We start from the raw sequence: 18,918 nt of genomic DNA on the forward strand, positions 1-18,918 counted from the left end.
GTATTCAGTGCGTTTGCAGTCGTATCAAATGGGGATAAAACCCTGCCGCATCCTCCTGCGAGGCTTACTCCGTCAAACCTAGGGCATTCCGCGCCATCGTCATATACTCTTCCTGACCTGTCAGGAGAGCGAACTGGGCGATCAGCACGGGATACGCGGCATGCTGTTCGACAATATGATCGAACATGCGCGGCCATACCTTCCCCCCGGCTTGTTCATACCGGTCCAACAGGACACGGAGATTATGCTCGCCATAAATAGCGTAGTATAACACGAAGTCTTTGGCGGGACTTGCTACCTCGGACTCCGTCCAATCCAAAAGTCCGGTCACCTGCACGCGCTCATCAATCAGGATATGCGGGGGATGAAGATCGCCATGGATGAGGGCGGAATGCGTCGGCCAATAGGAATCCTCCTCCAGCCATTTTTGCCATCTCACCCACAGCGCATCGGAAACGCCCAGGCGACTCTTGATGTCTTCCATATTTTGCGCCGTCTCCTCACGAACCTCTTGGGGACTCTTCACCCGCAGACCTGCTGCTCGGGCTGCATCATGATCAACGCCATGCAAGGCAACCAGCGCTTCAGCCAGTGAGCGGATAAACACGTCTCCCGGATTCTCATGATCCATATTCCATGCATATCCTTCCATACTGACGGAAGCGGCAGGCTGCCCGCTAAGCAGCGGATAGGCGATAAGCTCCGGCGTGTAAATCCGCCAATCCGGTACATCAACAGGAAGATGGGATTGAATCAGCTTCAGGACTCGAGCTTCGTTATCTGCTCTATCCAGCACATCCGATCGTCTCGGTTTACGCAGAATCCACCGTGCTCCAGTCCCTGCTTCCTCTGCGAATCCAACAAGGAAATCCATGCCGGATTCATTCATCTCTATTCCCTCCGGAATCAAATTCACCCCGTGTTTTCCGGCAATCTCCAGCATCTCTAGTATCACTTGTGTGTAATCATCATTTGGTTTTGCTATTGTCATAAGGAATCAATCCCCTTCCATTTTTCATTGCATCAAAGCCGTCCACAACAAAAAAGCACAGGCATCGAGCTGCCTGTGCTGGGTAACCGGAACGGGTCTTAGCTGTCCACCGTTCCTGGAATGCCTAATCAAAATACACATTCAAATAAAACAGGAAGGTGAGAACACCGTTATCCCGCAAATGAAAAAACGTGTATTTTTATAGACATATCATAAAAATGGGTTACGTAAAAAAGACGGACCCATCCCGATTACCCTGCATCTGTGCAGGTCTCTTTAGCGCTATATCATTAGCCGCGAAAAGATCTCAATCGGGAATAATCCAACATACGTAACCCTCCGTTCGTTTATAAGTTGTGTCTAACTTTACCAAAACCATCCGTAGTTTGCAAGGCCATTTGGGCGATATTTCCCATTTCCTTGGAATAAGATGCCATCGGTTAGATTTGCACAGAAATGACCAAGTCACTCCGGACGTGCCTGTTCTCATCTTCCGGCTCTATTCACGCTTCCTGCAAATGCTCTTTGCAAAACGCCAAGAGTTCTTCCTCTTCCTCGGGCTCCATATCGAAGTCCAGGTACTGGTCCGTTGTCCGCTCATAGAAGTCGTATTTTACAATGCGCGAAGACTCCTCGTCATCCAGATAAATCACTCTCAGATAGACGCCATGCTCCGAATAGAGCTCGTCGTCCTCCGGCACGTCCAGATCGCATACAAACTCAAAGCGTTTGCCTGCCAGGATTCCAAAAGGATCCTTCACCAGTTCAACGCTATATTCTTTGATTGTTAACATATTCCCATCCTTTCTATCACTCTGATATCTGCCGTATGGCTATCGAGCTTGTAATTATTTATCGTCCTCTTGACCGGTCCGTTCCTTCCCCTTCGCGGTTGCTGCGAACGATCTCGTCATGGACTTGATCAACTCCACTTTACGGTAACGCAAGGCAGACCAATCCTCATCGATAGCGATTTGCCGGACGGGCTCATAGCCTTCATCAGCAAGAATGCCCGTAACGCTCTCCCGGCTGCAATCGGAGTTCTTGTAGGTTTTGGACGATTTCTTGGGGTAACACAACCACAGCAGGCCGTTGTCAGTCACAGAGCTGGCTGCGATCTTGGCTAAGCGCTGCAATTCCTCATTGCTTGTCCCGAAGGCTTGCACAAAATCGTAAGGCACTTGCCTAGGCTCCGTATGCACATCGCCTTGCAGGGAATTGATGACCTCTTGATAGACCTGTGGCGCGTTTAACATCAGAACCGGTTGGCCGAGGTCCTTGAATTGCAGCTTTTTGATGGTTGGATGTGTCTCCAGCATGTTAAAGTATCCTTCCTCTCGAATTAATTTTATATAACGCTTCGGATTTTATTAAGAAGAGCATACCCATATGTAATGGGTACGCTCTTGCAACTGGTCAATCCACACGGCGGATAAATCCCCATGGAATTGCGCGTTATTCTTGTTATTGCGCTTTCTTGATCTGCTTGCTTCGCAGCTGCCCGCAGGCCGCATCGATATCGGTTCCATGCTCCAGACGAACGCTGCAGCTGATGCCTTGTTTTTTCAGAGCATCGTAAAAAGAGGTGATCGATTCTTTCGTGCTGCGCTGATATTGGCTGTGCTCATCCACCGGGTTGTACGGAATGAGATTCACATTTGCCAGATTGCGTCGCTCGCCAATAAGCTCTGCCAGCTCAAGCGCATGCTCCCGTTGATCGTTCACATCCTTCAGCAGAATGTACTCCAGCGTAATACGGCGATTCGTTTTTTCCAGATAATAATCAATCGCCGCCATCAGCTTCTCGATCGGAATCGCTTTGTTAATCTTCATAATGCGGGTTCGAATCTCATCATTCGGCGCATGCAAGGAAATGGCGAGATTCACGCCCAGATCGCTGTCCGCGAACTCGACGATTTTATTAGCCAACCCGCTGGTCGATACCGTAATATGACGGGGACCGATGGCAAGCCCCTTATGATCCTTGATCACGCGAATGAAATCCGACATGTTCTCATAATTATCAAACGGCTCCCCAATCCCCATCACCACGAGATGGCTGACCCGCTCGCTGTTACTTTGTTGATCCAAGTGAAGCTGAACCTGCATGACCTGCTCCACAATTTCCGCTGCGGACAAATCCCGGCTCTTCTTCAGCAAACCGCTCGCGCAGAAGCTGCAGCCGATGTTGCAGCCGACCTGGGTAGTCACACAGACCGACAAACCGAATTTATGCCGCATCAATACGGTCTCAATCAGATTGCCGTCCACCAGCTTGAACAGGAACTTAACCGTTCCGTCCAGAGACTCCTGCTTGGTGTGCTCCTCCAAGGTCAGAATGGTATAATGCTCCGCGAGCAGCTGCAAGCATTCCGGATGCACATCCGTCATATCGGAAAAAGCGGTGACCCGCTTCCGATACAGCCACTCCCATACCTGTGTTGCCCGAAATTTTTTATGTCCACGCTCGCCTAGCCAAGCCGTCAACTGATCTAATGTTAATCCATAAATGGATGGTTTGTTCATTGATTGGTCCTCTTTCTATTCATAGTCCACTCCTTATTGTCCCAAAATTCCGAAGCGAACACAAGGGGAGTTATAGGCAATTCGCGCTTCTTATACGTAAATCAGGATTGACATATCCAATAAATACCTTTATCTTATGATTGACTGACTTAATCAATCATAAATATAGAGTAGAAAGGAGACATCGCTCCATTCGTTAAGGACGTTCACCGCTATTTGTCCTGCTCCTTTATCCAAATTTGAAATTCAGAAGATGCTTTTGGTTTATTATTGACTGACTAAATCAATCTATATATGGAGGTTTTCGTATGAAAACAAAAGGTAAAGCGCTCATTCTAGGTGGAGGCATGGCCGGACTATTCGCCGCAACCGTGTTATCCAAGCATTACGAAGAGGTGATCATCACGGATCGGGATGAGTTTCCGGCAGGGCCGGAAACTCGGGCGGGCACGCCGCAGGCCTATCATCCGCACCGTTTCCTTGAGCGCGGCAAGATGATCGTTGAACGATGGTTCCCCGGCATAACCGAGGAGCTGGTTCAGCACGGGGCCCACCCCCGGGCGCAAAAGTCCGTTCAAATGACCAACCGCTTCGGCACGCTGGAAATGCCCGATGAGCCCAACGCGGGATGCAGCCGATCCCTGCTGGAGTGGACCCTGCGCAGCAGAGTAGCCAAACTGCCCAACGTCACCCTCCTACCGAAAATGACGGCCCAGCAATTGCTGGTTGACGCCGACCAGAATACCGTTACCGGCGTGGTATTCCGGGACAGAAGCGTCGAGGAGACGGCGCGCCTTCATATAAATGCGGATATCGTCGTGGATGCAAGCGGGCGCGGGTCCAAGCTATCGGATTGGCTCCATAACCTCGGTTATGCGACACCCGAGGCCGAAAGGCTGCACATATCCCTTGGTTACAGCACGCGGCATTATAAGGTGCCAAAGGACATCCATGCAGCGTGGAGTACCATTGTGAACGAAGGAGATCCCTCCCGTGGTATCGGCACGGCCGTATTCAATCCGATCGAGAACCAGATTGCGGAGGTTGTTATGTACCGCGCGGGAGGAGACTCCTATCCGACAACCGATCATCAGCTGTACGACCAGGAAGCACAAAATCTGTTCGGTGCTACCATTGGAGGTTTGCTTCAGCACCTTGAACCGATCTCCAATCCGCGTGGCTACCGGATCGAGGAATGCCTCAGACAGCATTTTGAGCAGATGGAGGATTGGCCTTCCGGTCTGTTGGTGCTCGGTGATGCTTTCTGCAGCTTCGATCCGATATTCGGCCAGGGCATGACAGTGGCAGCGATCCAGGCAGATACGCTGGACCAATGCTTGCAATCGATGCAGAATGGAGTTCTGCTTGAGGAGGGATTCGAACGCTTCGCCCTTCGACAGATTCAATCCGCCATTGAACCTGCATGGTGGCTTAGCGCAGCCGCGGATCTCAGATGGCCGGGCGTAACTTACGAAGGCCACCTGTCCGCCCAAGGATTCTCTTTTGCCCAAAGGCTGTTCGATATATGCCAGGAGCTGGCTTATGCTCATAACGATATGGCCGTATTCGAACAATATATGATGGTAACGGGTCTCTTCGCCTCACCTCAGGATTTGTTTAATGCCGAATATATCAACGCACTCGTGAATGCAGACCCATCGGGTAAAGGTAAAGCTTGGCTCCATCAAATATTACAGGAGACAAACTTGCCGCTGGAAGAACTACTCGCGCGGATCATCCCGGTCTTTAATAACGAATCCCTGCCCTTATCCATGGGATTGCCCGAATAAATCAAATGCGTTATTGTTGATATCAGCAAGAGAATACCATGATGAGGGATGGACGCAATGGCCCCGTTAAACGAAGAACAACTGCATCAAATACGCGACGAACGAAAAGAACAAATCATGCGAGCTGGCATCAAAGTATTTTCCAGAAGAGGTATTTTCGGAACCAAGATGAGCATGATCGCCAGTGAAGCCGGGGTCAGCCACGGTCTTCTCTATCATTATTTTAAATCCAAAGACGAGTTGTTCATCACGCTCGTTCAATGGTCGATGGAGGAGGCACGGCTAGCGCTCTCCGAAATCTATAACGTGCCCGGTACCCCTCTTGAGAAAATCACATTGCTAACCTCCATGATTCTCCAAGAGGATGATAATACGCACTTTATGTTGATTCAGCAAGCACGTACCTCGGATGGCGTGCCCGAAGAGGCCAAGCGGATTATCGAGAGCTATTCCATCCATGCCTTTGTTGACCAGCTGATGCCGCTGTTCGAAGCAGGGCAGGATGCCGGGGAGATTGCGGCTGGCGATCCGAGAGAGCTCGTGGCCTGTTATTTATCCGTGCTATCGGGATTAATGACGCTGAAGTCCCAAGAGGATCCGAGCTACACGCCCCCTAAGGCGGAGCTGCTGCTGCGACTGCTTACCAACGGATAAGGGTAATAACGCAAACCAAACACACCTCCCATGAAACCATGAAACCACCTGGATCTTTTCCGTGCATTTCATGAGAGGTGTGTTTTTGACTATTGGTGCGTTCAAAAACGGACTTTTTGAACAACCTCTATTGTCGTATAGACGTCTCGGGTTCATGCTTCTCCTGTTCCCGAATCTGCGAGCCGTCGCTCAGCGTAATCCAAGTGTCGAACTGCCGCTGTCCTTCATGCAGGCGAATAACCCTCGCACCACGGAGCATGCCTTCCCGGCCATAGGTACCATAACCGGTAGCTCTGCCGTAACAAAGGCGGATGCCGTGCAATTCGCCCCAGTAATCATTGATATGATCATGTCCGGCGAACGTGCCCATCACATCGCCCCGCTCCAGCATGGCCGCGAACAGACCGGTATTCACCTCCGGACAGCATACCCTTTCGAACTTGCTGCCATAACACGTCTTCCGCTCCCACACCTCACGATACTCCGGCAGAGGGATATGGAAAAAAGCCAATGACGGCAGCGGATTCCCTTGATGCTTGGCGCTGTAAGCCAAGGACGCCAGCTCATACCAGCGGATTTGATCGCGCCGAATCCAATCGTACCCCGGGACAGCAGGATGTTCGGACTCTCTCCCTGAATCGAAGAAGTACAAGACGGCCGCTGTCTCTTCCCCATTGCTGCTGTACAAAGGAAGCGTATAATTCCCCACACCATGAATTTCCGGCGAGCCGTGCTCTGCACAGTTGTAGGTGTGCTGCAGGGCTGCATCCATAAGCTCTTCACGTGTAACATCTCCCTCCGTGTCGTGATTCCCGAATACGAAGGCCCAGCGAATTCCGCGTGACTCCACCGTCTTGACAACATCCTTCAAGGCCTGCACTGGATCCTGGCACTTTTCCCAGCCGGGATCGGCTTCCCCCGAATAAATGAGATCGCCCGTAAATACCACCAGATCAGGCTGCTCCAGGTCCAGTACTGTTTCCATGCAGCGCTGGCTCATCTGATCCTCCGGCTCCCCATTCTTCCAATGAATATCTGTGAATTGCACAATCTTGAAGGTATGATCGTCTCCGAATCGAAGAGTTGGCTTCAACATAACCGTCTCCTTTACATGGACATGTGGTTTTTTAGTGAATTTATGTGGTTTTATGTGTATATTAGTGGATATGACAATGAAAAGTCAATGATTTTTCGTTGACAGCACAACTTAACCAGCCTAATATAAGATCAAATCCACATCTTCGGTCAACATCAGTCATATTCAATATTGAGGTGAATGAATTTATGTCTGTAACCTATGAGGAACGCAGGGGGAAGATCTTAAATCAATTAGAACTAGAGGGCAAGGTGAGAGTCCACGCCCTTGCGGAGCAGCTGGAGGTATCTGCGGAAACGATCCGCCGGGATTTGGACCGGTTAGAGAGAGAAGGCCAGCTGCGCAAAGTTTACGGTGGCGCCGTCAAATCTCGTTCCGGGCATATTGAGCCGTCCTTCACCAGCCGTTCCCAGACATGCGCAGAGGAAAAGGCTGCAATCGGTAAACTTGCCGCCTCCCTAGTCAAGGAAGGGGAGACCATTCTGCTGGATAACGGAACAACCACGATTGAAGTCATGCGTTATCTTAAGGACCGGTCCGATGTGACGGTCATCACCCATTCGCTGCCTGTCCTGAATCTGGCGATGGAAATTTTTCAGGGAAAGATTATTTATATCGGCGGGGATATGGACCGGACCAAGCAGGCGGCAACAGGTCCTCTCACTGAAATGCTGCTGGAACAGTTCAAGGTCAATAAAGCATTTATCTCGGTCGGCGGTATCTCATTAAACGATGGCATTACCGATTACAATCTGGATGAAGCCTACATATCGCGAAAAATGCTGGAGCGTTCGGAGGAGGGCATCGTTCTTGCCGATCACACCAAGCTCGGGGTAACCACCTTCTCGAAGCTCGCCAAACTGGAGGACATCTCCATGGTTATCACGGATCCGGGCTGTTCGCAGGAATGGGTGGATAATCTGTCCGCCCGCAGCATTGAAGTCCTTATCGGACATTACTGATGGAGCTGCTATCCCTGCTGTTGGTGCTGTCTTCCGGTCTTACCCACGCCCTTTGGAATCTGTTCACGAAGCGAAGCATTCATAAATCGGTGTTTCTGTGGTGCATCCATTCCGTTACCTTAATCCTCCTGATGCCTTCATTTCTCATGGAGATTTCAGGGCTGAAGCTGGAACCGCACATTTACGGACTTATGCTGCTGTCTATGACCATTCAAGGCTTCTATATTACGCTCCTCTCCAAAGCCTATACCTATGGCGATATGTCCCAGGTATACCCATTTATGCGAGGGCTTGGGGCCATGCTGACCTCGCTGTGCAGCCTCGTGTTGTTCCATGAGCATCTAAGTGCAGCGGGTTACATGGGCCTTAGCGTCATTATCTTTTCGTTGTTTGCTCTATCGGGTTTGAAATTCAGAGACTCTTCCGGCCTGAACCCCAAGGCCTTAATTTATGCTTGCCTGGTTGGGCTATGCATTTCCGGATATACCCTGACCGACAAGGCCGTTCTGGATGCAGGGGTCTCTCCGATCGCGCTGATCCAATTATCCAATATCAGTTATTTTATCGCTCTCATCGTTCCCGTGATACTGTCCAGAGGGCTGAAGCAGGAATGGACGGTGAACTGGCGCACGATTCTGCTGGGCTCCATCCTGGCACCGGGATCGTACCTGCTATTCCTGTTCGCCATGCGGCTTACTCCGCTTGCGCACATCGCGCCGGTCCGTGAAATCAGCACGGTATTCGGCACCCTGCTCGGCATCATCGTTCTGCGTGAGCAGCAAGGCTGGCGGCGAATCATTACGTCCGTGCTCATCACGTTAGGTATCATTAGCATTGCATCATGGGGGTAGCAACCGCCATTACTTCAAGCAATCCTGTACACATTTTGCATAATGTCTTATTCAGCTTCAATGCATAAAGATCAAATTGTTCTTGCCGAGGAGGATTTATCGATGGCTAAACGTGTCATTATTCTTGGAATTGATGGAGCAGGCAGGTTCGTTCAAGAAGCGGATGCACCGCATCTTCACGCCCTGCTGCAAGCAGGAGCCTACTCGTACGATGCGCAAACCGTATTTCCCAGCATCAGTGCTGAATGTTGGGGCTCGTTGTTATATGGCGTAAGCCCGGTCCAACACGGTCTTGATAATGACCGGGCGATCCACGGGCAAATTCCGGAGAGCTTTCCCTATGCTTCTCTATTCAAACTGGCCCGCCAGCAATGGCCGGATGCTCCTCTGTCCGCGTTCAGCTGCTGGGAACCGATCAACACAGGAATTATTGAGAATACAATCAATGTTCATATGGAATCCAAACCGGACCCCGAGCTGACGGAAGCCATCGTCGATTATATTCATCAGCAGCCCGATTGCAAACTGATGTTCATCCAGTTGGATCATCCCGACGGCGCGGGCCACAAGTACGGATTCGGTACCGATAAGCAGCTGGAGCAGATTGCCGTTACGGATAAGTACGTAGGCATGATAATCAAGGCACTGGTTGATCGGCAGCTGCTGGAAGACACGTGGATCATCACGGTTACGGACCATGGCGGCGGAGGCGCTCATCCCAATGACCATGGCAGTGACCACCCGATGGATATGACCATCACCTGGGGGATTACGGGTCCGGGCGTAAAACCCGGCCTTCTCGACACTCCGATCAGCATCATGGACACGACCGCCGTCATCGGTCATGTGCTGGGACTGCACACACCGGATTGCTGGGAAGGTAAGGTGCCTGAAGGAATATTCTAATCCAGAACATCGAATTATGGCGGAAGCCCATCCTAGTTAATGATCATTTATTCAATATATAAAAAGCCGGCGATTACACGCCGGCTTCTTTCGTAATGAGGATCTCTTCTGTTGTCTTCACGTCCGCAAACCATCTCAGGGTAGCGTTCACATGATCTATAATCTGCTGCGCGGTTAACACCGAATTGTTCCAGGTGCTGTGTGCATCGGATACCAGCGTGACCTCATAGCCCAGACTGGCCGCTCTCCTGCACGTGGTGTCTACGCATAACTCACTCTGCATACCTGCAAGAATCACATGTTCTATGCCCTGCCGCTTCAGTTCCTCTTCAAGTGAGGTGTTGTAGAATGAATCCGGTCTGGTCTTCTGAATGATTGTATCGGACATCGCAGGCGCGATCTCGGGGTTAATCTTCCACGCCTCCGACCCTGCCCTCAAACCCTCGTCATTATGTTGTATGTAGAGGATAGGAATGCCGCCGTTTCTGGCTTTTGCGATCAGCTGCTTAAGATTGTGGAGCAATCGATCCCCTTCAAACACCGGATCATTCACTTGAAACATCTCATTCTGTACATCAATGACCAAAAGCGCACTCTTCTTCAACTACAACGCCCTCCTGTACGATTCATTTACTCATTGATTTCATTATAGAACGAGCGTTCTTATGATGTATATAAAAAAGTAACAAGCAGGCAACCTTTAGCTACTCCTCCTCGACGTTAACCCTCCGGTATGCCGGCTTTTTCTTTCCATTATGCTGATGAAGCTTCCTCATCGTCTTGTAAAGCTGCTGCAACTCCTGTTCATCCAGAACATCGAACATAGAGGTTTGGAAATCCGACAGCAGCGGAATAATTTCTTCCAGCAGGGCCTGTCCCTTATCCGTTAGCGAGATATACTTTACCTTCCAATCCTGCTTGCGGACAATCAGATCCAGCTTCTCCAGCCGTTTTACCATATGGGAGACACCGCCGCCGCTAATGGAAAGATATTCGGCTAACTCCTGCTGTGATAAAGGTTGGTGCGCGAAGACCTGGATTAAAACGTCAAATTGGGCAACCGTGATGCAGAACGGCTGTAAAAACTCGTTCGAGAGGTGATTGCCGATCTGTTGAAAACGGGTGATCCGAATCCAAGACAGCATAGCTAATCGGTTCTCCTGATGAAATCCCAATTGTTTCATTGACTCCAATCACCTCCCTACCATAATCACAGTCAATTTACCACACAAGTGATAAACTATCAAATCAACGCCCGCAGGAAAACAACAGCCCGTTCTGTTCTGAATATTTGGTATATCAATTGATATCTTCGTCCATTCACTATGTATACCAATTTATTCTCCCCATTTATTGGCGTTGAGCTCGTCTCATCTTGAAATATTTCCATGGACACGATACTATGAACATGGAGCCTTTGAACTATAAACATCCGAGCAATATTCCTTTTGTGTATTCGAACATAACAATTGTAACTTTTTATCAAATGTAACATTAGACTTTGACATAATCGCCACAAGATGATATATCAAATCCAAGGGAGTAGATCCGCTATGGAACAAATTCCACTATATCAACATATCGTAAATGCTTTAACGGCCAAAATTGAATCCGGGGAGCTCAAGGCTGGGGATCAGCTTCCGACCGAAGCCGAAATTTCGAAGGAATACAGCGTCAGCCGGATCACCTCGAAGAGGGCGCTGACCGAGCTGGAGAATGCCAAGCTGATCTACCGGATCCAAGGCAAGGGAAGCTTCGTGAGCACAGACAGGGACCCTCAAAGTCACCTGAGCAAAACGAGTAAGGAGATCCTGCTGATTCTGCCGTTCGCCCATAACCCGGGACTTGGTGATTACGAAAAGGGCATCAACGAATATCTCGCAACGACCGACTATACTTTGAACATTCAGTCCAATACGATTGTCGGACAGCGGAAGCTGCTGGAGGCCGCGCTTCAAAGCGCCAATTCGGGGCTGATTCTCTACCCGATAAGCAGCATCTCGGATCTTGGCATTCTGTATCAGTATCATCTGGCACAGTACCCGCTGGTGACGATGGATAAATGCATTGAAGGGATTCCGTTCCGGTCGGTTGTTTCCGACAACTTCGGCGGCGGATATCAGGCCTCCAAACATCTGATCGAGAATAATCATAAGAAAATCGCCTTTATCTCCTCCCTGAAGGTAGAGGACTCTTCCTCGATCCGGGAGCGGTATTTCGGCTATCTGAAAGCTTTGTATGATTACAAACTGATCGATTACAGCGTCAATGACTTGACCGACCGGTACTTAACCCATGACAACGACAACGGCAGAGAATACTATATTCAGTTTATTCAAGCCGTTGTGACGCAAGGGATTACGGGTATTGTTGCCGAGAATGACCTCATCGCGATCGAGATCATTCAGATTGCCAAAGAGCTGGGACTGTCGGTACCGGATGATTTCTCCATTGTGGGCTTTGACAACATTCATCTCGCGGGCTTCGTTGAACCCAAGCTGACCACCATCTCCCAGGATTTCGGACAGATGGGGTATCAGGCGGCACGAAGTCTTATCACCCTGATCGAGAATCCTCTGGATCACCCGCATGAGGATACCGTGGTTCCTGTTCGTCTCATTGAACGACAGACCGTGAAAAAGCTGTGACACGCTAATTTTTAAAAACCAAAGGAGACTTTTACATGCTGAACTATATCGATACAAGGCAAGGCACCAATAACCAATACACCTATTCCAACGGGAATGCGCTCCCTTATACGGGTGTGCCTTTCGGTATGAATCATTTTGTCGTCCAGACCAAAAGCGAAGGAAGCTGGTTTTTCAACCCCCATGACCGTGTCTTCCAAGGCATTCGCCTGACACACCAGCCAAGTCCATGGATGGGCGATTTCGCCCACTTCCTGATGACTCCGATTGCGGACGACAAAATCAGAGGGTCCGTCTTCACCTGTCAAAGCTCCTACCGGCCTGAAGAGGCGACATTCAAGCCCCACTATCTCAGAGTGAAGCAGCAGCGTTATAACATCACCACGGAGCTGGTTCCCAGCACCTACGGTGCGACAATGCGCATGAGGTACAATTCCGGGCAGCAGGCAGGCTTCGTCCTGAACGTTAATAACATAAGCGAGTTCCGACTGGATGCAGCCCAGCGCAAGCTAACTGGCTATGTCAGCAACTTCGCAGGCTGTCACGACGACGGATTCCGTATGTACGTAGCCATGAGCTTTAGCAAGGACATGGATCTCGCAACAACAGGTTATTACAACGAGGAGGGCCAGTTCTTCCCTGAGGTTGCTTTTGGCGGTGTCGACCAGCATGTCGTCATTCGTTTCAAAGACTGTGAAAGAGACTTGCTGGATGTTAAACTGGCGACGTCGTTTATTAGCCTGGAGCAAGCGGAGCTTAACCTTGCGCGCGAGCTGAACATATCCCTGGATGAGCAGAAGGAACTGGCTGCACAAGCCTGGAATCATTACCTCAACAAAATCCGGGTCACTCACTCGAACGAAGAATATATACGCACCTTCTATACTTGTTTGTACCGCATGTTCCTGTTCCCGCAGAAGTTCTATGAGATGGATGCCAACATGGAGCCGGTACATTACGATACTACGGCCCGGTCCGTCAAGAAGGGCATTCTCTATACCAATAACGGCTTCTGGGATACTTACAAAACTGTATATCCGCTCTATTCCATCATCGCACCGAAAGAATACGAGGAAATGCTGGAGGGCTTCCTGAATTCCTACCGCGAAACCGGCTTCCTGCCAAAATGGCTGTCCCCGGATGAGCGCGGGCTGATGCCGGGCACGCTTATTGACGCCGTCATTGCGGATGCGGCGGCTAAGAGACTGGCTCAGCACCTGCTGCCGGAACTGCTGGAAGCTATGCTGACCGCAGCCACCACGCAGAGCGGACAGAATTGCTATGGACGGCAAGGAACGCTGGACTACATCAAGTACGGTTATGTTCCAAGCAGCTATCACGAGAGCGTGAACCACACGCTGGATTACGCATACAGCGACTACTGCATCAGCCGCGTGGCCGATGTCTTGGGCCGATCGGATGTAGCAGACCAATACAGACAAAGCGCGCTCAACTACAGAAATATTTTCGATACAGAAACCGGGTTTATGCGGGCCAAGGATCGGGACGGCCATTTCCGTCCGGATTTCAACGACACGAGCTGGGGGCTAGATTATGCCGAGGGAAGCGCCTGGCAGACCAGCTTTGCCGTATTCCAGGATTTCCAAGGTTTGATCGAAGCCTATGGTTCAAAAGAACGTTTTCTCAATAAAATCACCGAATTGTGCAACAAAGCACCGGACTTTGACGTACGAGGCTATGGCTTTGAAATTCATGAGATGAGTGAGATGGCTGCCATCGACTACGGCCAGCTGGCGATTTCCAATCAGCCAAGCTTCCATATTCCTTATCTGTTCAACTATGTCGGGCAGCCTGCATCAACCCAGGTTGTCCTCAAACAGCTGATGTCGAACCTGTTCAACAGCGGCTTTGACGGTTTCCCTGGGGACGAGGATAACGGCAGCATGTCCGGATGGTATGTGTTCAGCTCCATGGGCTTCTATCCGGTATGTCCGGGCAGTAATGAATATGTCCTCGGTATCCCGTTATTCGACAGCGTGAGCATTGAGCTGCCGAACGGAGAACAGATGTCGATTCAAACCGATAACAATAATCCGCAGTCCAACTTCGTTGCGAACGTCCAATTAGAGGGACAGGATTACACCAAGCTGTATATTACGCATGAGGATATTTTGGCAGGCAAGTCCCTCGATTTCCGTCTCGGGCTGGCTCCAAGCTACCGTGCTTATAGCGCCGAAGAACTGCCGTTCTCGATATCGAAGAAGTAACGATTAAAGCTTTATCCATTATGTAAGGGGCGTCTCATCAGGTCAACAGCCTGGGGATGCTCCTTTTTTTGTGATCCCGCTTTACAGCAATTGGCTATATAACTTGAGCAGCGCATCTTCTCCTTCCTAATATTGAAATAACAGGAATTTTCAAGGTCGCCTCGGGTAACAATACACTTGATTCACATTATGATCTATTACGAAGAAATGCGGGGTGATTTGTCGTTGTGGTCAGTCATTGTATCCTATATGCCGAAGTGGACGATTTGGGTTCAAGCTTTACTGCTCGTACTGGTACCGATCCTCATGCTGGCGTTAACTCGTTGGTTTCGGAAATCTATTAATTCGAGTTATTCCCTCAAACCGAATAAACATTCTCCCCCCCAGAGGGAGGATAGCATTTCGCCGCAAGCTCTCTTATCGGGGCGGTACGATGCGAATATTACATCCATCCGTAAAGCAATGGGTAACAATGGGGATGTGGAATTCAGGGAATTTAAGATCCGGGGAACGGGAACGAAGGCAGCCATTGTTTTTGTCAACGGATTGATGGACAACGATCTTATGGATACCCACATTATACGGCCCCTCATGTTGGTGGGGGTTCCGGAAGCGGAGCAGGATCACTTCCATCGTTCAAGCGATGCGGTCAAAGCCTATATCAGCACCCAGATGCTTCCCGTAAGCGAGATTCAACATACTGACAACTTATTGGGACTCGTACAATCTGTCCTTGCGGGCACAACATGTTTATTGATAGATGGAATGCAAGGCGCCTTCCTGGTTGGTTCGGCCAAGGGAAAGAGCCGAAATATAGAAGAACCTTTGTCTGAGGCACTTCTTCGTGGCCCCCGTGTCGGGTTTACCGAGAGATTGGCAGACAATACAGGATTGCTGCGGCTTCATGGAAAAAACGAAAGCCTCCTGCTCACCAAATTTGAAGTTGGAAACCGCGTAAAAAAGGATTTGGTCATCGCATATATGAAGGATATCGCTGATCCTAAGCTAGTCGATGAGGTCGTCACGCGAATTCAAAAAATCGAGATTGATGACCCTCTCGAGTCGGGATACATCGAGCAATTGATAGAGGAAAATGTCATGAGTCCTTTTCAGCAAGTGCAGAACACGGAAAGACCCGACAGGGTGATCGGGGCCTTGCTGGAAGGGCGGGTAGCTATCCTGCTTGACGGCACGCCGTATGCTCTCATCGTCCCTGTCACGTTCAGCATGCTGCTGCAGTCGCCGGAAGATTATTACGAGAGATGGATCTCGGGATCGTTTGTCCGCTTATTGCGTTTTCTCTCCGCCCTGTTGGCACTGCTGGCTCCGGCACTCTACATTTCGTTTATTTCGTTTCATCCCGGGCTGATCCCTACCAAGCTTGCGCTAACGATCATTGAAACCAGGCAAGGCGTGCCCTTCCCGTCGATCATCGAAGCGCTCATCATGGAAATCGCCATTGAAATATTACGGGAGGCCGGAATTCGGCTGCCGAAACCCATCGGACCTGCGATGGGCATCGTCGGCGGTCTGATTATTGGCGATGCTGCCGTACAAGCCGGTATTGTCAGTCCGTTTCTCGTTATTGTCGTGGCTGTGACCGCCATCTCCTCCTTCACGATCCCGGTCTACAGTGCCGGTATTACACTGCGCGTTCTTCGGTTTGCCGCGATGTTCTTTGCGGCAGTGCTTGGACTGTTTGGCGTCGTGATGTTCTTCCTTCTTCTCTGCAGTCATTTGGTCATACTGAAGAGCTTTGGCGTACCTTACGCAAGTCCAATGGTGCCTTACGGCATCAGTGACTTGAAGGACTTCCTCATTCGGTTCCCGCTGAAAGTGATGAAGAAACGACCTCGAATGTTAAAACCGAACGACCCTGACCGCAGAAATTAACCATCCTAAGCACGAAATGAGGCGAGACCATGAGCAGCTCAAATAACACTCATGACCAAATCACCACATCTCAAGCTGCCGTCATGATCATTAACTACATGCTGGGTGCCGGTATCCTGACGCTCCCTAGAACGACGGTGGAGGCCGCCAAAACGCCGGATGTGTGGATCTCGATTCTCATCTCCGGTTTGATGACCCTGTTGGCAGGATTGATTATTGTGGCGTTAAGTCGAAGATTTCAAGGGAAAACATGGTTTCAATTTGTACCCGAGATCACCGGAAAATGGCTGGCTGTTGTGTTAAGTCTGCTGTTTATTGCTTATTTTATTACCATTTCCGCTTTTGAAATCCGAATAATGGCAGAGGTAACGGGGTTATTTCTGCTGGAAGGCACGCCCGTCTGGGCCATCGTGATGACCTTTATGTGGATCGGTCTGTACTTAACCACCGGGGGGATCAACAGTATCGCCAGAATCTGCGAGATCATTCTGCCGATTACGCTGGTTATTTTTCTCATAGCGATCCTACTAAGCAGCAGTATTTTTGATATCAAAAATTTAAGGCCCGTACTCGGCTCAGGGTTTATGCCCGTCATTCGGGGGTTAAAGCCATCTTTGCTGTCTTTTACTGGTTACGAGATCATGTTCATTGCCATGGCCTTTATGAAGTCTCCCAAAAAAGGCACCAAGGCCATGCTCGTTGGCATTACGGTTCCCCTGACCATCTATTTAATCACCGTCATCATGGTTATTGGCGGGCTGTCCATAAACGGAGTTGAGACAAGAACATGGCCCACACTGGACTTAATGCGGAGTTTTGAAATGCAGGGACTGATATTCGAACGTTTTGAGTCCCTGCTGCTTGTCATCTGGATCATGCAAATATTCTCGACCTTTGTGATAACGCATTATGCAGCCTCGCTAGGATGGTCCCATCTGCTTAAGACGAAAATACGGCCATTTCTCTTTATCCTGCTTCCTGTCATCTTCCTCATCGCGATGATTCCGAAGGATGTATCGGAAACATTCAAGCTGGGAGATGTGGTAGGCAATGCCTCTATCTATTTATTTGGCGCTTTACCATTGCTCTTGCTTCTGATCAGCATCGCCCGTAAGAAAGGTGTGAAGTCGAAATGAACAGGTATATAAGATATACGTCACTATTGGCGGCGAGCATCCTGCTGCTTCTGATTACCGGCTGCTGGAGCAGCAAGGAGATCGAGGATGTCAGCGTCTATGTTGGATTGGGACTCGATGCAGCGAATGAATCCGGATTCGAACGGGATATCAATAAACAAGGGGCAACCTATCCGAAGAAGAAGGTACTGACGGCAACGGTTCAGATCGTACCCCCAATTACGGGACAGAAGCAAGGAGGGTCCGGCTCTTCATCGCCAAGCAAGGCCTACCTGAACGAACAGCTGACGGGCGACTCCATCATTCAAATCTTTCGCCAGTTTGCATTACGCAGAGACCGGCCGCTTATCGGCCACCATCTAAAGGTCATCGTGGTTTCTAGCGAATTAGCCAAAAGGTACAGCTTGGAGCAGGTATTTGACTTTATTCTACGCGATAATGATATCCGCCCCAGCTGCCTAGTGGTGGTAAGCCACCGCAGCGCGTTCGAAGCGTTAAGCTCCACTGAACCTGGGGAGATCCCTGCTTTTTACTTGATGGGACTCGTGGATAACCGTTATCGTTCCAACAAAATCATCCCGCCCGTGACACTCACTAAGCTTGACAGCGCCATGCAATCCGGGGACAGCTTCTTGTTACAAAATGTCGTTACCGCCCAAAGCGAGCATAAATTCTCGGGAGCCGCCATTTTCAAAGGCAAGACCAAGAAGTGGATCGGGGAATTAAGCCAATATGACCTGGAAGGCTTGTCTTGGATTACGGCAGACGTGAAGGGAGGCGCGCTGAAGACGTATGCGCCGAAGACCGGCCATACCGTAACCTTTGAGCCCAAGAAATCCCACAGCACCATCATGCCTAAGGTACAGGGAGACGAAATTTCATTTCATATCAAGATCCATGCCGAAGGCAGATTAATCGAGGATTGGAGCTTTCCGGAAATCCCCTCATCGGGTGGATACATCTCAGAATTGGAGCAGCAATTTGAAGAAGAGGCCCATAAACAGATCAGGCAAGTCCTAAACAAAATGCAGCATGTCTATCATGTGGACGTTGGGGGTTTTGGCAATGAACTCCGCATCAAACATCCGAAAGCGTGGAAAAAAGTGCAGGATAATTGGGATGAAACCTTCAGTCATATCCCCATTACGTTTGAAGTAAACATGCAAATCACAGACTTCGGTTCCACAACAGATTAAACGAGCGCTGACAATGACGGTCAGCGCTCTTTAAATTTTTG

The 18,918-nt window shown here is 49.8% G+C and carries 17 protein-coding genes; 10 read left to right on the forward strand and 7 right to left on the reverse strand.

Going from position 1 to position 18,918, the window contains the following annotated elements; genetic code table 11:
• Positions 1–64: 64 nt before the first annotated feature.
• From mphI to rlmN, 4 genes are all read right to left on the reverse strand, one after another.
• On the reverse strand, positions 65–991 hold the full coding sequence (mphI, locus tag DP091_RS08075) for a macrolide 2'-phosphotransferase MphI (RefSeq protein ID WP_113057845.1): 927 nt from the start codon (positions 989–991) through the stop codon (positions 65–67).
• A 503-nt stretch (positions 992–1,494) separates the two neighbouring features.
• Entirely contained in the window at positions 1,495–1,785 is a 291-nt protein-coding gene (locus DP091_RS08080; RefSeq protein WP_113057846.1) for a DUF6509 family protein, read from the reverse strand.
• 54 nt (positions 1,786–1,839) lie between these two features.
• Positions 1,840–2,310 (reverse strand): DUF3052 domain-containing protein, encoded by a 471-nt coding sequence (locus DP091_RS08085; protein WP_113057847.1) that lies wholly within the window; start codon positions 2,308–2,310, stop codon positions 1,840–1,842.
• Between the two features lie 145 nt (positions 2,311–2,455).
• Positions 2,456–3,517 carry a dual-specificity RNA methyltransferase RlmN gene (rlmN, locus tag DP091_RS08090; protein WP_113057848.1) on the reverse strand — a complete coding sequence of 354 codons (1,062 nt, stop codon included), beginning with the start codon at positions 3,515–3,517 and terminating at the stop codon, positions 2,456–2,458.
• A gap of 308 nt (positions 3,518–3,825) precedes the next feature.
• Between rlmN and DP091_RS08095 the strand changes: the two genes are divergently transcribed.
• Entirely contained in the window at positions 3,826–5,307 is a 1,482-nt protein-coding gene (locus DP091_RS08095) for an FAD-dependent oxidoreductase (RefSeq protein WP_113057849.1), read from the forward strand.
• A gap of 57 nt (positions 5,308–5,364) precedes the next feature.
• Complete coding sequence (locus DP091_RS08100; protein ID WP_113057850.1) at positions 5,365–5,961, forward strand: TetR/AcrR family transcriptional regulator; 597 nt, start codon at positions 5,365–5,367, stop codon at positions 5,959–5,961.
• A gap of 127 nt (positions 5,962–6,088) precedes the next feature.
• Here the strand turns inward: DP091_RS08100 and DP091_RS08105 are convergent, their stop codons facing one another.
• Positions 6,089–7,054, reverse strand: coding sequence for a metallophosphoesterase family protein (locus DP091_RS08105; RefSeq protein ID WP_113057997.1), 966 nt, complete (start codon positions 7,052–7,054; stop codon positions 6,089–6,091).
• 191 nt (positions 7,055–7,245) lie between these two features.
• Here DP091_RS08105 and DP091_RS08110 point away from each other — a divergent pair, with 191 nt between their 5' ends.
• The 3 genes from DP091_RS08110 to DP091_RS08120 all read left to right on the forward strand — a co-directional run bounded on the left by DP091_RS08110 (position 7,246) and on the right by DP091_RS08120 (position 9,776).
• Positions 7,246–8,019: a DeoR/GlpR family DNA-binding transcription regulator gene (locus tag DP091_RS08110; protein WP_113057851.1), complete on the forward strand. Its 774-nt coding sequence runs from the start codon at positions 7,246–7,248 to the stop codon at positions 8,017–8,019.
• Positions 8,019–8,870, forward strand: a complete 852-nt coding sequence (locus tag DP091_RS08115) for a DMT family transporter (RefSeq protein ID WP_113057852.1) — start codon at positions 8,019–8,021, stop codon at positions 8,868–8,870. Before DP091_RS08110 ends, DP091_RS08115 begins: the two co-directional genes overlap by 1 nt.
• Before the next feature lie 102 nt (positions 8,871–8,972).
• Positions 8,973–9,776 carry an alkaline phosphatase family protein gene (locus DP091_RS08120; protein WP_113057853.1) on the forward strand — a complete coding sequence of 268 codons (804 nt, stop codon included), beginning with the start codon at positions 8,973–8,975 and terminating at the stop codon, positions 9,774–9,776.
• A gap of 73 nt (positions 9,777–9,849) precedes the next feature.
• Here DP091_RS08120 and DP091_RS08125 read toward each other — a convergent pair whose 3' ends face one another.
• Both DP091_RS08125 and DP091_RS08130 read right to left on the reverse strand, forming a co-directional pair.
• Positions 9,850–10,380 (reverse strand): cysteine hydrolase family protein, encoded by a 531-nt coding sequence (locus DP091_RS08125; protein WP_113057854.1) that lies wholly within the window; start codon positions 10,378–10,380, stop codon positions 9,850–9,852.
• 100 nt (positions 10,381–10,480) lie between these two features.
• A complete protein-coding gene (locus tag DP091_RS08130; protein WP_113057855.1) occupies positions 10,481–10,960 on the reverse strand; it encodes a MarR family winged helix-turn-helix transcriptional regulator in 480 nt (159 codons plus the stop codon).
• A 369-nt stretch (positions 10,961–11,329) separates the two neighbouring features.
• Between DP091_RS08130 and DP091_RS08135 the strand changes: the two genes are divergently transcribed.
• The 5 genes from DP091_RS08135 (at position 11,330) to DP091_RS08155 (ending at position 18,877) form a co-directional block, all read left to right on the forward strand.
• On the forward strand, positions 11,330–12,424 hold the full coding sequence (locus tag DP091_RS08135; RefSeq protein WP_113057856.1) for a GntR family transcriptional regulator: 1,095 nt from the start codon (positions 11,330–11,332) through the stop codon (positions 12,422–12,424).
• A gap of 35 nt (positions 12,425–12,459) precedes the next feature.
• On the forward strand, positions 12,460–14,652 hold the full coding sequence (locus DP091_RS08140; protein ID WP_113057857.1) for a GH92 family glycosyl hydrolase: 2,193 nt from the start codon (positions 12,460–12,462) through the stop codon (positions 14,650–14,652).
• Positions 14,653–14,877: 225 nt separating this feature from the next.
• Complete coding sequence (locus tag DP091_RS08145) at positions 14,878–16,545, forward strand: spore germination protein (protein ID WP_113057998.1); 1,668 nt, start codon at positions 14,878–14,880, stop codon at positions 16,543–16,545.
• A gap of 29 nt (positions 16,546–16,574) precedes the next feature.
• Entirely contained in the window at positions 16,575–17,681 is a 1,107-nt protein-coding gene (locus DP091_RS08150) for a spore germination protein (protein WP_113057858.1), read from the forward strand.
• A complete protein-coding gene (locus tag DP091_RS08155; RefSeq protein WP_113057859.1) occupies positions 17,678–18,877 on the forward strand; it encodes a Ger(x)C family spore germination protein in 1,200 nt (399 codons plus the stop codon). Before DP091_RS08150 ends, DP091_RS08155 begins: the two co-directional genes overlap by 4 nt.
• Positions 18,878–18,918 lie beyond the last annotated feature (41 nt).

The organism is Paenibacillus sp. MDMC362 (genome assembly GCF_003269305.1).
GTDB lineage: Bacteria > Bacillota > Bacilli > Paenibacillales > Paenibacillaceae > Paenibacillus_AQ.